We start from the raw sequence: 13,610 nt of genomic DNA on the forward strand, positions 1-13,610 counted from the left end.
ACTAATCGTGCGTATGTCGTTATGTCGTCTCGCACGTGCCGGGCAAAAGTGTAGGAGCCGCGGACGGGAACGCCGCTTCCGGCGCCCGTGCCCACTTCCGACATCTGCTTGCCGACAGCGTGGTTCCCGACTTATTCATTTGGATTCTGCGCCGAAGGAGAATGTTCCTCCGCCCCCTCGTGGGGCCTGTTCGTTTATCTCGACCGATGTGCGCAGCGTTTCCTATTGTGCCGTCTCGGTCTCCAGTATCCAAGCTCGCGCCACGCGTTCGCCACTCGTTTATACAGTTGTTATCTGCCAATATGAGTATTTACTTATTGAATTCACGTGTTGCGTCCGGTAATTTCGCACCGACCAGTGCCGAGGGTCGGATGTTACAAAAGTGACTAGTGTGAATAATCACATGTATTCCTTCCCCGACTCCGAGCATGGGGTAGTTCGGCGGGGCCATCTCGAGGCGGCTGCGGCAACGCGCGGAAGTGGTAGACCGGGGGCATGTCTCATTACACGATCATCGGCGGCCACGGGAAAATCGCACTGCGCGCCGCTCGTTTGCTCACAGACCATGGCGATTCGGTCACGTCCATCATCCGTAATCCCGACCACGCCGACGACGTCAAGGAGGTCGGGGCCGACCCGACTGTTCTCGATATCGAAAGCGCCGGCGTCGACGCCCTCACCGAGGCCTTCAACGGCACCGACGCGGTGATCTTCTCCGCCGGCGCCGGGGGCGGCAATCCGGACCGCACCTACGCCGTCGACCGTGACGCGGCCATCCGCTCGATGGACGCCGCACAGGCCGCCGGGGTGGAGCGCTTTATCATCGTTTCGTATGACGGCGCCGGTCCGAATCACGGCGTGGACCCCGAGGATTCGTTCTATCCCTACGCGGAGGCCAAGGCCGCGGCGGATGAGCACCTGCGGGGAACCAAGCTCAAGTGGACGATTCTCGGGCCCGGCATGCTCACCCTCGACGAGCCGACGGACTCGATCGGTGTCGGCGAGGACAAGCGCGAGGACCGCAAGACCAGCCGCGGAAACGTCGCCGCTGTCATCGCGGCCTGCCTCCATCGCCCGGACACCGAGAACCGCACGATCGAGTTCTCCGATGGTCCGACTCCAATCGGCGAGGCGCTTACCCGCGAATAGGCAGTGTGGCCAGGCGCTCCGCGGCCTCGCCGAGGACCTCGGGGCGCTTGCAGAACGCGAAGCGCGTCAGGTGCGACCACTCTGCGGCGCTCCCGGCGTCGACGAACGGGGAGAACGGCACCGCAGCGACGCCGATCTCACCCGGCATCCTGCGGCACAGTTCCGCCGCATCGGCATAGCCGAGCGGCCGGGCATCTGCGACGAGGAAATACGTTCCCACGCAGTGTGAGACCCCCATGCCGAGTCCGGTGAGCGCCGCACGAAGCTGGTCTCGCTGCGCCTGCAGCTGCGCCCGCAATTCGCCGATCCACGCCTGCTCGTGCTCGAGCGCGTGCGCGACGGCGAGCTGCAGCGGCGTGCCGGAGGAGAAGCTGAGATATTGCTTGGCCGCCGTTGCGCCGGCGATCAGCTCCGCGGGCGCGGTGATCCACCCGATCTTCCAGCCCGTGCAGCTCAGTGATTTTGCGGCGCTCGACACACGCACGGTCCGCTCCCGCATGCCCTCGAACCGTGCGATGGACCGGTGCCGGGCACCGTCGAACACGAGGTGCTCATAGACCTCGTCGGAAATGGCGATGATGTCGTGATCGCGGCACTCCGCCGCGATCGCCTCGAGATCCCCATCGGAGAGCACGGCCCCGGTGGGATTGTGCGGGGAATTGACGATGACGGCGGACGTCGCATCTGAACACGCGGCCGCCAGCGCGTCACGATCGAGGACGAAGGTATCGCCCGCCGGAACGAGCGGGACGGTCCGCCGTCGTGCACCGGCCAGGTCGACGCACGCGGCGTAGGAGTCGTAATACGGCTCGATCACCACGACCTCGGAGCCGGGTTCGACGAGCCCGAGCAGCGACGCCGCGATGCCCTCGGTCGCGCCGACCGTCACGAGGATCTCCGTGTCCGGGTCGTAGATGAGCCCCTCGTCGCGGGCGATCTGCCTGGACACCGCGTTCCGAAGCTCCGGAACCCCTCGACCGGGAGCGTATTGATTGTGGCCGCCGGCGGCGATCACGTCGGCCGCCACCTGCAGCATCGACGCCGGACCCTCGGTGTCCGGAAACCCCTGCCCGAGATTGATCGCCTGATGCATGCGCGCGGCGTCGGAGACCTCGGCAAAAATCGTCGACGCGTGGGGGCGGAGCCGCTGAACCGTCATGTGGCCCAGTGTAGGGCGAGGACTAGCATCTTTAGACATGGGCAAGGAACACGATGTCGATCGCCAAACCGCCACTGCCACTACCGCGCCGGACGTGATGCCGGCGCCGTGCTCGCGGCGCGCGCTGTTGGCGGGGATCCCGGGCCTTGTGGTCTTCCCCGGCGCGTTGGCCGCCTGCTCGGGCGCGCTGTCCCAGGGGGAGGCGCAGTCCACTGCCCAGACCACGGTTTTGGTCCCCGAAACCACGCTGGCCGCCTCCGATGTCCCCGTCGGGGGAGCCACCATCGTCGACGCCGGCGACGAGGCCGGCTCCGTGGTCGTCGCGCAGCCGACCGCCGGAGAATTCGTCGCGTTTTCCACCGCCTGCACCCACCAGGGCGCGAAGACCAAACTGGTCGGCGAGACGTCGTTGCGGTGCCCGCTGCACGGTTCACAGTTCGACGCCACTACGGGCGAGGTCACCAATCCGCCCGCCGCTCGTCCACTGGACGAGGTAGCGGTCCGCGCCGAAGGGGATCAGCTGGTGGTCGGGGAGTGAGCATTCTCGTCGATCTCCTCGACGCCCAGTTTCTCATCGCGGGTATTCCGATCCTGTGGCGCGAGATCGTCGGCAACCTCTTCGGCCTCGCCTCGGCGATCGGGGGCATGCGGAGGCAGGTCTGGGCGTGGCCGGTGGGCATCGTGGGCAACGCACTCCTGCTCACCGTGTTCCTCGGCGGCGTATTCCACACCCCGCAGGACCTGGACCTTTACGGTCAGGCCGGGCGGCAGGTGATGTTCCTCGCCGTCAGCGTCTATGGCTGGTGGACATGGTCGCTGGGCAAGCGCCGCGCCCGCGCGCTGGGGCTCGACTACGCGGGGCAGGAGGCGGTCGTCCCGAAGTGGGCGTCGTGGAGTGAGCGCATCGGTATCGTCGTCGCGATGGCAGTCGGCACCGCCGCGCTCAGCCTCCTGTTCCGCGCCCTCGGCTCGTGGGGGCCCGTCGCCGACGCGTGGATTTTCATGGGTTCGCTGCTCGCGACCTACGGGATGGCACGCGGGTGGACCGAATTCTGGCTGTTGTGGATCGCCGTCGACATCGTCGGCGTGCCGCTGCTGCTCACCGCGGGCTACTACCCCTCGGCGGTGCTGTACATCGTCTACGCCGGCTTCGTGCTCTGGGGATTCATCGTGTGGTGGCGTGTGGGCCGCCGGTTCCACGCCGCACGCGCACTCGAGCGGGAACCGTCCCCCAATAACGCCGCATAGTCGAACCCACGACCACCCCGTTTATGACGTCGGAGCCGCCGATCCTCCCCGGACCGTCACTCCCACGTCATCGCGTGGAGAACGGCGTCGACCGCCGTCGCCGTGCCTGCGGGCCGCAGCTCGTGACGCAGGGAGAGCACGCGCATACCGGCCGCCCCGGCCGCCAGGTCTCCGAGCTCGGGGAGCGTCGACGAATCCTTGGGCCCGCCCACCCCGCGGTGCAGATTCTCGGCCGCATGCCCGACGAACAGCAGGTGCCCGCCGGGGGCGAGCCAGCCGGCGGCGCGCGCGATCACCTCGCGGAGCCGCTCCAGCGGCAGGTGCACGAACCCGATCACGACGAGCTCCACCGGACCGCTCGGAGACCACGACATCGCGTCTCCCGCAATCCAGTCGACGTGCCCCGTTCGACCGTCGTCCGAATCCCGTTCCCGAGCGCTAGCGATGACCCCCTCGTCGACGTCGATCGCGTCGACCTGCCACCCCAGTCCCGCCAGCCAGCGCGAGTGCCGGCCATCGCCGCAGCCGAGATCCACCGCCGTGCCGACGTCGAGCCCAGCCTCCATGGCCGAGGCCACCTCGGCGACAACAGTCGCCGCGGGCGTCGTTCCCCATGGGTCGGGGTGCGCCAGATACTGCTCGCTGTGCACGGAAGGGTTCACCCTCACTCCTTGGTTGTCGTCGAACGCCGAACCTAGCGGCGGATGAGAAAAATCGGGGCCATATATAGGCGAGCGTACTCGCGGGTCCTCTCGGACGAATCGAGGTCCGGCGGACCGTCAGGAAGCAACACCAGCGATTGAAGGAAGTGCCCGAGCATCGCCCCGAGCGCTCGCGAGCGATCCTGGGCCTCGTGTTCGGGCAGCGGGCGGGAATGGATGTCGGAGGCCCAGGTTCTGCGCAGGATGCCCGCGAGCAACTCGGTGATCACGTGGAAATCCTGCCGGGAGTTCTCCATCATCGCCGTCGTGGTGAGCCCGGAGTCGAAATGGATGATCGCCTTGATGTACCGGGATTCGCGGAAGTAGGTCAGCGTGTAGTCGAAGATGTCCTCGATGTGCCGGATCGGGTCCCATTCGATGGAGTCGTACGGAACGAAGGATTCTTGCACTTTCAGCGCGAGCTCCGTGAGCTCCAGCAGGCTGGTGGCGTCCAGGATCTGCTGCATCCGCCCGACGCGCCGGTACAGCGTCACCCGGGCGACACCTGCCGCGGCGGCGATGTCGTCGGCGTTGGTCGCCTTCACTCCGTTGGCGATGAAGACCTCTCGCGCCGACCGCAGGATCGCGATGGTGTCTTCGTCGAACGGAAGGAGCGGATTGGGTCCCATGAACACAAAAATTACACGAGCGCCCCGGCGGAACTCATGGTCCGTCGGGGCGCTCGGAATGCAGGTGACGAGAGCCGGCGCGCTTAGCGCTGGGGCGGGGTGTTCCCGGGCGGGAAGTAGTACCCGCCACCCTGCTGGTTGCCCTGGCCGTGTCCCTGTCCTGGACCTTGTCCCGGACCCTGCTGCCCTTGCTGCTGTTGCCAGTTGGGCTGAGGCTGGTTACCGGCCTGCGGGTCGGCATGCCGACCGTAGGTGTCGTTCCCCTGCGGCTGGCGATCTGCGATCGCGCGCTGGTCGCCCGCGCCATCGGACGTCGCCGAACCGCCCTGGTCCGAAGGGACCTTGTCGAAAATCTCCGGACGCGGCTTCCGCGAGCGCTTCTCCGCGGCCGTGGATTCGGTCTCGCCGGTGCTTCGCGCGGCCGCCTCGGCCTGCTTGACGGTCTCGACGATTGTCGGATCCGTCGAGGTGTCGAACCAATCCTCAGGTGGGGTCGCCACCGAGGGCTCCTCAACAGGCGCAGAGGGCGCCTCGTAGCGGAACACGCCCTCTTCGTCCTTCTTCGCCATCGCACGCGCGAAGGTCTCGAGCGAATCGCCGAACTGCGACGGGATCATCCACATCGTCGCCGCATCTCCCTTCGCCATCTCGGGGAGATTCTGGACGTATTGGTATGCGAGCATCTCGGGGCTCGGCTTCGACGCCCTGATCGACGAGTTGACCTTGGCGATGGCCGCGGCCTCGCCCTCTGCGGTGAGGTAACGCGCGGCTCGCTCGCCCTGCGCGCGCAACATGAGGGACTGCCGCTCGGCCTCGGCGGACAGGATCGCCGATTGTTTGGCGCCCTCCGCATCGAGGATCGCGGCCTGCTTGGCACCCTCGGCGGTTTTGATCGAGGCCTCGCGCTGGCCCTCTGCAGTAAGGATCATCGCGCGCTTCTCGCGGTCCGCCTTCATCTGCTTTTCCATCGACTCCTGGATGGACGGCGGCGGATCGATCGAGCGGAGCTCGACTCGCGCCACGCGCAGTCCCCAGCGGCCGGTCTCCGAATCGAGGACGCCGCGCAGCTGCTTGTTGATCATGTCGCGGCTGGTGAGGGTTTGTTCGAGCGTGAGCCCACCGACGACGTTACGCAGCGTGGTCGTGGCGAGCTGCTCGACGGCGACGATGTAGTTGTTGATCTCGTACACCGCGGCCTTCGGGTCGGTGACCTGGAAGTAGACAACGGTATCGATGGACAGCGTGAGGTTGTCCTCGGTGATCATCGACTGCGGTGGGAACGCGACGACCCGCTCGCGAAGATCGACCTTCGCGCGAATCCGGTCGATGAAGGGGATGAGCAGCGTGAGCTGCCCATTGACGGTGCGGTGGTAGCGGCCGAGCCGTTCGATGACGGCGGCCTCCGCCTGGGGGATCAGCTTGATCGTGCTTGCGACGATGGCCGCGATGAGCACAACCAGGATGACCAGAAACACAAGTGCAGCCATGTTCGGTCCTGTTCTCGTCTCCGCTGCCCTGCGGGGCGGAAGTGGGAGGGGTCTCTTATTCGGGGATCGTGTGGTTTGCGGTGGGTATTACCCGCTAGTCGATGTACTTCTTGGCGACGATGGCCGTCGCGCCCTCGATCTGGTGGACCCAGACCTTCTCGCCGACGCTGAAGGTTTCCCCCGAGACCAGGGACTTGGCAGTCCATTCGTCCCCGGAGATGGACACGAGACCGGTGGAATCCTCGATCTCCCCGGTGATCTCCGCCTCGCGACCCGTGAGCGCATCGACATTGGTGTGCGCAGGGTCCCCGGCCAGCATCTTCGTTTTCGCGAAAGGCCGGACGACGAAGATGAGCATCAACGACACCGCGGCGAACACGATGCCCTGGAGCCACAACGGAGCTCCGAGAGCCGCAGCCCCCGAGCCGCCGAGCGCACCGCCGGCGAGCATGAGCAGGATGAGGTCGCCGCCGATCGTCTCGGCGAAGGCGAGGCCTACTGCTGCGGCTAACCAGATCAAGGCGGGCATGGCCCCACCCTACCGGCGGGAATTCGCACATATTATTACGGAAACGACACAATCACCGACCACCTGAGCGAATCTGGGTATTTCCGATCCTGCTAAGCAGGGACGATAAAGCGCCCTGCACAATTCTGGCCGCTCATGTACACAAAATAACCTTGCGCATGCGGGAAAAGAACGTAATGGTTGAGAGCCGCCGCCCGATATATGATCGTGGCAGTGCACTTTCCGTTCCGGACACCCCTTAGACGTGCCCGGAGGAAGGTGTCTCGACACTGGCGACTATAGGAAGAGTGACGTTAACGATGCCTCTAGATATGATCACCGAAGCCTGGAACGCGATCTTCGAAGCCATTCGACTTCCGCTCGCAGGTTCCATCGACCCGCTCACCGCTTCGATCGACCGCGGCGCAACCCCGTAAGTAGTTCCGGGGCGGCGCGCGCGGCGAGATAAGGACTCTTCGTGACGGCGCTGCCCGGACCCACCCCTGCCGATCTCCTTCCCGACGGCACGGCTATTCGCCTTGTCGTTTGCGATATGGACGGCACCCTTCTTGGTGCCGATGGCCGGATTTCACTCCGGACCTGGGAGATGATTCGAGCCATGCGTTCGGCAGGCATTACCTTTGTGCCCGCCAGCGGTCGCCAATACGCGACCCTGGCGGACCTCTTTGCCGACATCCACGAAGGTCTCACCGTCATCGCGGAGAACGGCACGGTCGTCATGCGCGACGGCGCCGAAATCGCGATCGAACCCCTGCCCGCCGGGGTCGCCGACAATGTCGTCGACGTGGTCCGCAGCCTAGACAGCGACTGCGGCGCCGTCGTATGTACGCCGAAAATGGCGTACACCGAGCGCGACGACGAGGAGTTCCTCCGCGAGGCGCGCCGCTACTACCACGCCCTCACCACGGTCTCCGACCTCCGCGACATCCCGGGCGAACCGGTTAAGGTCGCCATCTTCACCTTCGGCGAGGCCGAGAAGTCCGTGGCCCCCGCGCTCGTCGCCGCCGGGATCGATTCGCTTGCTGACGTCGTGGTTTCCGGGCACCACTGGGTCGACGTGATGCCACCGAACGTGAACAAGGGAGTCGCGCTCGAGCGCCTGCAGGCCGCGCTGGGGGTGCGCAGGGACGAGACGATGGTGTTCGGCGACTACCTCAACGACCTCGAAATGATGGACCACGCCGAGGCCTCGGTCGCCATGTCGAACGGACACTCCGACGTCATCCAGCGGTCTCGCTACGTTGCGCCCAGGCACGACCTCGACGGGGTGGCGCAGGTTCTCGAACACGTGCTTGGGCCGCGGCTCGCGCGCAGGTGAGCGACCGCGCCGGCGGCGATTGGATACGGTGAAGTCGTGGCACTCTTCGGATTCGGACCCCGCTATCGCTCGCCCCTGCCCGACGGGGACGGCGACGATTCGAGCTGGGATCGCTCGGCGCGCAGGAAGCGCGCGGGTGGCGAGAAGGAAATGGATCTCGGCACCAAGGCACTGATCTTCGGCGTACTCGCGATCGTGCTGTGCTGGATGCCGCTTCTCAACATCATCGGCATGGTCGCCGGCCTGATCGCGATCGTGTTTTCCGGGCTCACCCGCGTGCCGAACACGCCGGTCACGGTTCCGCCGAATATGCAGCGCGCCAACATCGGCCTCGGCCTGGGTGTGGCCGCGCTGGTGATCTTCGTGGTCTCGACCTACATGCTGCTCAACTAGCTCGCGGCGGAGGAATTCCAGCGCTCGGCGAGTAGCTCCATCGAGCGGATGCGGACCGCCGGGTCGTACGCGTAGGTCGTGGTGATGATCTCGTCCGCGCCCGTGCGCTCGGCGATCTCATCGAGCGACGCGACGACCTCGTCCGGGGTGCCCACCGCGCGCACGCGCAGCACCGAATCGAGCATCGCCACCTCCATCGGCGTGGCGACATCGGAGATATCGGGCAGCGGCTTGGCGAGCTTGGTCTGTCGTCCGCGGCGGATCCCCAGGAACATCCGCTGGGTCGTGGTGAACTGGCGCCAGGCCTCCTCCGACGTTTCCGCGGCGAGCACGTTGACGGCGACCATCACGTGCGGCGAGTCGATCCGCGCCGTCGGCGACTCGGTGGAAAACGTTTCGCGGTAGGTCTTGATCGCCTCCTCGAAGCCTTCGGGCTGGAAGTGGCTGGCCACGGAGAACGGGAGGCCGAGCTGGCCGGCGATGGAGGCGCCGTTGACGGTGGACCCGAGGACCCAGATCGGCACGTCGGTTCCCGCGGAGGCGACCGAGCGGACGGGTGTCGAGTGGCCGGTGCCGCGGTCGGAGAACCAGCCCTGCATGTCGTAGATCGCCTGAGCGAAGAGCTTGGGCTCGGGCGAGAAATGATTGATGAGCTGGGAGGTCATCTGATCGGTGCCGGGGGCGCGGCCGAGGCCGAGATCGATACGGCCCGGCTCGATCTGCGCTACCGTGCCGAAATCCTCGGCGACCTGCAGCGGCGCGTGGTTCGGGAGCATGATCCCGCCGGAACCCACGCGGATCGACGACGTGGCGCGCGCTGCCATCGCGATGATGATCGAGGTCGCCGAACTCGCCACGCCCTCGGTGTTGTGGTGCTCGGCGAACCAGTAGCGAAAGTAGCCGGCGCGCTCGGCGGCCGCGGCGGCTTCCATCGATGCGGACAGCGCGTGCCGCCCGTCCTCCGACACCCCGACGAGATCCAGCACCGACAACGGCACCCCGTTCCGCGCGCGCTTCGCCGCCTGGGCATAGTCTCCGAGGGGCGAGGGAGCCGCCGAGCCCCCGTCCGAATCCGGTGAATTTGCTGGGGTCTGGGGGTTGGTGGTCTCCGACGTCATAAGTACCGGTTTACACTCTTGAGGTCGCGACCTGGCCCTGAAAGGGGCCGGACTAGAAGAAGGGAACGCCGATGACCAGCGCGAATCCGCACCTATCCGCCGTGCTCGAGCTGCTCGGGCGGACGCGTGAGATCGCCATCGGGTACTTCTACGCCCGCCCGGGCGCGCTCGGTACCGAGGACAAGGGCGGCGTGGCCGGATTCGATCCGGTGACCCTGGCGGACAAGGAGATCGAGGCCGTGCTTCGCGACGGGATCGAGCGGCGCTGGCCGGGCGATCGGATCGTCGGCGAGGAGGACGGCGAAAGCGGCCGCGCAGATGCGGAGCGTTCGTGGTTCGTCGACCCGATCGATGGGACGAAGGCGTTCTTCAGCGGGATGACCGGCTGGGGAACGCTGATCGGCGCCGTCGAGAACGGGCGGGCCGTCGTGGGGGTCATGGACCAGCCCGTGCTCGGGGAAACCTATATCGGGATCGATGGTTCGGCCGAGGTGGTGCGCCGCGGCCTCGTCGTCGACGCCGGGGTGCCCGAGCGCGAACCGCTGGCTGTCTCTACTTGTGAAGAGCTCGGGGAGGCGGTCTGCTACTCGACGCACCCGTCGATGTTTGATGGCAGCGAGTGGAACTTCGGGCGGCTCGGCGATTCCGTGCGGCTGCAGCGATTCGGCGGGGACTGCTACGCCTATTGCCAGCTCGCGGCGGGCCGGGTCGATCTCGTGGTCGAATCGCAATTGGGTGCGCACGATATCGTCGCGCTGATCCCGATAATCGAAGGCGCCGGCGGCGTGATCGAGGGGCCCGACGGGTCGAGCCCCGTCGCGGGCGGCACGGTGGTCGCCGCAGCCACTCCCGAACTCGCTCGGCAGGCGTGGGCTGCAATGCGGGGGTAGCCCGGGCTAGTTGTCCTCTACCGGGTTGAGCGGCGTGCCGCGCATACGGTCGGGGCCGATCTTTGCGGCGATCAGCTGCGGATCGGGTACCTCGACTCCGTCGGGTTTGTCCTGCGCCAAACGGTCGAGCATGCCCTGGAAGACGAGCGCTGTGGACTCGGCGAGGTAATGCGCGTCCCGCTCGTGGCCCTCGACGAACCACCAGCTGAGCACGCGCGAGAAGTAGCCGACCATGCCGATGCCGCAGATCTTGGCGAGGGGGTGTTCGTAGCCGAGCAGCGAGGAGAGCAGCTCGCTGATGAGGTCCGAGAAGGAATAGCTCGACCCGACGCTCAGGCCGTCGCGATTGGCAGGCACCGACGTAGCGTCGATGACCACGACATTTGCGCGGTAGGGCTCCTCGGTGAAGAACTCGCTGTAGGCGCGGGTGCCGGCGAGGATGATCGGGTGGATGCCGTTGGGCGTTCGCTTGGCGGCCTCGAGCTCCTCGACGGGAATGGCGGAGATAGCGTCGAGGACCCGACTGCGACCCTCGTGCACGATCGTGTCGTAGAGCGCGTTGAGAATCGTCGCTCGCGAATCGAAACTCTCGTAGAAGTAGCGCTCGGACAGGCTCGCCCGCTTACAGATCGCTCGGACGGTGGCCGCCGCGTAGCCCTCGCCGCCGACGATGTCGAAGGCCGCGTCGATGAGAGACTGGTAGCGCTCGCTGCGACGTTCCTCCGAGGTTTTGCCGCCGTAGACGCGAGACGTCTTTTTGGCAGTCGAATCAGATGCAGCGTCCTGCCCCGAGTCCGCTGCCGATGTATCCGTCATTTCTGGCTCCCCGTGAATTTGAATGAAGGCCACTCTCGTCGCGGGCGCGCAGCGTCGTGGCCATGCTCCGAAGTCGCGGGAAATGTCGTTCCGCCGACTCCAGCGACAGGAAAAGTTCTCTTTATCTGAATGCTAACTGTTTTCAGTTCCCGAACAGCCGGAAGCGACCGTTCTGTTCTGCAAGAATTCACTCTATTCCGCTTGTGCCTCGCTCTGCCGAGTCGCGTGGCGAGTGGTGCCCGCGGTGCCGCGAGACTCCGCCTGGCGGAATCTGCGCACGTCCCGGCGCGTGTTGTTGAACTACACTCGATGGGGTTCGGGACGTCGTGTTCGCTTTTGGGAGCGATCCCATACGGCGTGCGCAACGTCACACCGAGGGAGTGACCTGTGGGTTCAACGACTTTCCACGTTGCCGCGGACCCCCTCGGCTGGCATGAGGAAATCTGTCGCATAACGTTGATGAGGAAATGAATACCTTTAAAGAGGGACCAGGATCCGATTCGAACTCCGCCTCCAGCGGAGGTGAAACACACGATGGCACCGTGTTCCGTCAGCCCGAAGTTGCTGACGGCCTACGGATGTGGGAGATCACCCGGGACACCGGTGTGCTCGATGAGAACTCCACCTACGCCTACACGCTGTGGGCGAAGGAATTTGGCGGAACCTCCGTCGTGGCCGAGGTGCAGGGAAGGGTCGTCGGTTTCGTGACCGGCTTCATCCGCCCGTCCGAGGCCGACACGATTTTCGTGTGGCAGGTCGGCGTCGATGCCGACCAGCGCGGGAAGAAGCTCGCGGCGCGCATGCTCCACGACATTCTCGACCGCCTCGATTCCCAGGTCGTGCGGCTTCGCACGACGATCAGCCCCGATAACGAAGCCTCCCAGAAGCTCTTCGCTTCTGTTGCGCGCGACCGCGGCATGGAGTTCGTCCGCGAAGATTATCTTCAGGCCGCCGACCTCGGCGAGGGGCACGAGCCAGAAGATCTCTACTCGATCGTCTAGATGAGATTTTGGCGCCGGAGGCGCCACGTTTTATTCGAAGTACGACCACTTCCGCACCCGGCACCGGTCGCGGCGCGGAAACAAAGAATCCTCACACAGGAGTGATTGTAATGACCGAGAACAACACCGAAACGCCCGAGGACGTCGCAGCGGTCCCGGACCATTCCGATGTCGCCATTTTCGGCGAGCGCGAGTCCGAGGTCCGGTCCTACTCGCGGAACTGGCCCGAGGTCTTCGACACCGCGAAGGGCGTGCGCATCACGACCGAGAGCGGCGAGCAGTACCTCGACTTCTTCGGTGGTGCCGGCGCGCTCAACTACGGCCATAACGACGACGACATGAAGGCCGCGCTCGTCGAGCACATCGAGCGCGATGGCATCACGCACTCGCTCGATAAGTTCACCGTCGCCAAGCGTCGTTTCCTGCAGTCCTTCAGCGACAAGATCCTCGAGCCGCGTGGCCTCGACTACAAGGTCATGTTCCCCGGACCGACGGGCACCAACGCAGTCGAGTCCGCGTTGAAGCTCGCCCGCAAGGTCACCGGCCGCGAGGCGATCCTCAACTTCACCAACTCGTTCCACGGCATGACGCTGGGTTCGCTGTCGGTGACCGGTAACTCGATGAAGCGCGCAGGCGCCGGTATCCCGCTGGTTCACGCCACGCCGATGCCGTACGACAACTACTTCGGCGGCATCACCGAGGACTTCCAGTGGATGGAGCGCGTGCTCGAGGACTCGGGCTCGGGTATTAACCGCCCGGCCGCCGTCATCGTCGAGTGCGTGCAGGGCGAGGGCGGCATCAACGCCGCTCGTGCCGAGTGGCTCAAGGCTCTTGCCGAGCTGTGTAAGCGCCAGGACATCCTGCTCATCGTCGACGATGTGCAGATGGGCTGTGGCCGTACCGGCGAGTTCTTCTCCTTCGAGTTCGCGGGCATCAAGCCGGACATCGTCACCCTGTCGAAGTCCATCGGTGGCTACGGCCTGCCGCTGGCGATCACCCTGTTCCGCAAGGACCTCGACGTGTGGGCCGCCGGCGAACACAACGGCACATTCCGCGGCAACAACCTCGCATTCGCAACCGCCGCCGTGGCGATCGAGAAGTACTGGTCCGACGACAAGCTCCAGAACCACACCCTCGAGAACGGCAAGTGGCTGCGCGAGTTCTTCGGCAAG

Annotated in this window: 15 protein-coding genes; 8 read left to right on the top strand and 7 right to left on the bottom strand. The window is 65.6% G+C overall.

Annotated elements, in window-relative coordinates; genetic code table 11:
• Window positions 1–495 precede the first annotated feature (495 nt).
• Window positions 496–1,149: an SDR family oxidoreductase gene (locus K8V11_RS01825; protein ID WP_303910504.1), complete on the top strand. Its 654-nt coding sequence runs from the start codon at window positions 496–498 to the stop codon at window positions 1,147–1,149.
• On the opposite strand, the gene K8V11_RS01830 is transcribed toward K8V11_RS01825, so the two are convergent.
• A complete protein-coding gene (locus K8V11_RS01830) occupies window positions 1,136–2,308 on the bottom strand; it encodes a pyridoxal phosphate-dependent aminotransferase (protein WP_303910505.1) in 1,173 nt (390 codons plus the stop codon). The two genes, K8V11_RS01825 and K8V11_RS01830, sit on opposite strands and share 14 nt — an antisense overlap.
• A gap of 37 nt (window positions 2,309–2,345) precedes the next feature.
• On the opposite strand from K8V11_RS01830, the gene K8V11_RS01835 reads away from it, so the two are divergent.
• Entirely contained in the window at window positions 2,346–2,846 is a 501-nt protein-coding gene (locus K8V11_RS01835; RefSeq protein ID WP_303910506.1) for a Rieske (2Fe-2S) protein, read from the top strand.
• On the top strand, window positions 2,843–3,556 hold the full coding sequence (gene pnuC / locus K8V11_RS01840; RefSeq protein WP_303910507.1) for a nicotinamide riboside transporter PnuC: 714 nt from the start codon (window positions 2,843–2,845) through the stop codon (window positions 3,554–3,556). The genes K8V11_RS01835 and pnuC overlap by 4 nt, the downstream gene beginning before the upstream one ends.
• Window positions 3,557–3,612: 56 nt before the next feature.
• Here pnuC and K8V11_RS01845 read toward each other — a convergent pair whose 3' ends face one another.
• The 4 genes from K8V11_RS01845 to K8V11_RS01860 form a co-directional block, all read right to left on the bottom strand.
• Window positions 3,613–4,218 carry a bifunctional 2-polyprenyl-6-hydroxyphenol methylase/3-demethylubiquinol 3-O-methyltransferase UbiG gene (locus K8V11_RS01845; protein WP_303910508.1) on the bottom strand — a complete coding sequence of 202 codons (606 nt, stop codon included), beginning with the start codon at window positions 4,216–4,218 and terminating at the stop codon, window positions 3,613–3,615.
• 32 nt (window positions 4,219–4,250) lie between these two features.
• Window positions 4,251–4,886, bottom strand: a complete 636-nt coding sequence (locus K8V11_RS01850) for a TetR/AcrR family transcriptional regulator (RefSeq protein ID WP_303910509.1) — start codon at window positions 4,884–4,886, stop codon at window positions 4,251–4,253.
• 83 nt (window positions 4,887–4,969) lie between these two features.
• Entirely contained in the window at window positions 4,970–6,373 is a 1,404-nt protein-coding gene (locus K8V11_RS01855; RefSeq protein WP_303910510.1) for an SPFH domain-containing protein, read from the bottom strand.
• 94 nt (window positions 6,374–6,467) lie between these two features.
• Window positions 6,468–6,902, bottom strand: coding sequence for an NfeD family protein (locus tag K8V11_RS01860; protein ID WP_303910511.1), 435 nt, complete (start codon window positions 6,900–6,902; stop codon window positions 6,468–6,470).
• 457 nt (window positions 6,903–7,359) lie between these two features.
• Between K8V11_RS01860 and K8V11_RS01865 the strand changes: the two genes are divergently transcribed.
• Both K8V11_RS01865 and K8V11_RS01870 read left to right on the top strand, forming a co-directional pair.
• The gene (locus K8V11_RS01865) at window positions 7,360–8,220 is read left to right on the top strand and encodes an HAD family hydrolase (RefSeq protein ID WP_303910512.1); all 861 of its coding nucleotides are present in this window, start codon (window positions 7,360–7,362) and stop codon (window positions 8,218–8,220) included.
• A 36-nt stretch (window positions 8,221–8,256) separates the two neighbouring features.
• On the top strand, window positions 8,257–8,613 hold the full coding sequence (locus tag K8V11_RS01870) for a hypothetical protein (RefSeq protein WP_303910513.1): 357 nt from the start codon (window positions 8,257–8,259) through the stop codon (window positions 8,611–8,613).
• Here the strand turns inward: K8V11_RS01870 and K8V11_RS01875 are convergent.
• Window positions 8,610–9,731 carry an LLM class flavin-dependent oxidoreductase gene (locus tag K8V11_RS01875; RefSeq protein ID WP_303910514.1) on the bottom strand — a complete coding sequence of 374 codons (1,122 nt, stop codon included), beginning with the start codon at window positions 9,729–9,731 and terminating at the stop codon, window positions 8,610–8,612. The two genes, K8V11_RS01870 and K8V11_RS01875, sit on opposite strands and share 4 nt — an antisense overlap.
• Window positions 9,732–9,802: 71 nt before the next feature.
• On the opposite strand from K8V11_RS01875, the gene K8V11_RS01880 reads away from it, so the two are divergent.
• The gene (locus K8V11_RS01880) at window positions 9,803–10,621 is read left to right on the top strand and encodes an inositol monophosphatase family protein (RefSeq protein ID WP_303910515.1); all 819 of its coding nucleotides are present in this window, start codon (window positions 9,803–9,805) and stop codon (window positions 10,619–10,621) included.
• A 6-nt stretch (window positions 10,622–10,627) separates the two neighbouring features.
• On the opposite strand, the gene K8V11_RS01885 is transcribed toward K8V11_RS01880, so the two are convergent.
• Window positions 10,628–11,437: a TetR/AcrR family transcriptional regulator gene (locus tag K8V11_RS01885; RefSeq protein WP_303910517.1), complete on the bottom strand. Its 810-nt coding sequence runs from the start codon at window positions 11,435–11,437 to the stop codon at window positions 10,628–10,630.
• A gap of 542 nt (window positions 11,438–11,979) precedes the next feature.
• On the opposite strand from K8V11_RS01885, the gene ectA reads away from it, so the two are divergent.
• A complete protein-coding gene (ectA, locus tag K8V11_RS01890) occupies window positions 11,980–12,438 on the top strand; it encodes a diaminobutyrate acetyltransferase (protein WP_303910518.1) in 459 nt (152 codons plus the stop codon).
• 110 nt (window positions 12,439–12,548) lie between these two features.
• On the top strand, window positions 12,549–13,610 hold a 1,062-nt coding region (locus tag K8V11_RS01895; RefSeq protein WP_303910519.1), incomplete at its 3' end, for an aspartate aminotransferase family protein.

It is taken from the genome of Dietzia timorensis, from assembly GCF_020742175.1.
Lineage (GTDB): Bacteria > Actinomycetota > Actinomycetes > Mycobacteriales > Mycobacteriaceae > Dietzia > Dietzia timorensis_A.

What these genes read in the sequence shown, in the direction of transcription:
- K8V11_RS01885 (WP_303910517.1), bottom strand. Translation starts at nt 11,437, where the DNA reads ATGACGGATACATCGGCAGCGGACTCGGGGCAGGACGCTGCATCTGAT.
- K8V11_RS01850 (WP_303910509.1), bottom strand. Translation starts at nt 4,886, where the DNA reads ATGGGACCCAATCCGCTCCTTCCGTTCGACGAAGACACCATCGCGATC.
- K8V11_RS01880 (WP_303910515.1), top strand. Translation starts at nt 9,803, where the DNA reads ATGACCAGCGCGAATCCGCACCTATCCGCCGTGCTCGAGCTGCTCGGG.
- K8V11_RS01830 (WP_303910505.1), bottom strand. Translation starts at nt 2,308, where the DNA reads ATGACGGTTCAGCGGCTCCGCCCCCACGCGTCGACGATTTTTGCCGAG.
- K8V11_RS01855 (WP_303910510.1), bottom strand. Translation starts at nt 6,373, where the DNA reads ATGGCTGCACTTGTGTTTCTGGTCATCCTGGTTGTGCTCATCGCGGCC.
- K8V11_RS01835 (WP_303910506.1), top strand. Translation starts at nt 2,346, where the DNA reads ATGGGCAAGGAACACGATGTCGATCGCCAAACCGCCACTGCCACTACC.
- K8V11_RS01860 (WP_303910511.1), bottom strand. Translation starts at nt 6,902, where the DNA reads ATGCCCGCCTTGATCTGGTTAGCCGCAGCAGTAGGCCTCGCCTTCGCC.
- K8V11_RS01825 (WP_303910504.1), top strand. Translation starts at nt 496, where the DNA reads ATGTCTCATTACACGATCATCGGCGGCCACGGGAAAATCGCACTGCGC.
- K8V11_RS01875 (WP_303910514.1), bottom strand. Translation starts at nt 9,731, where the DNA reads ATGACGTCGGAGACCACCAACCCCCAGACCCCAGCAAATTCACCGGAT.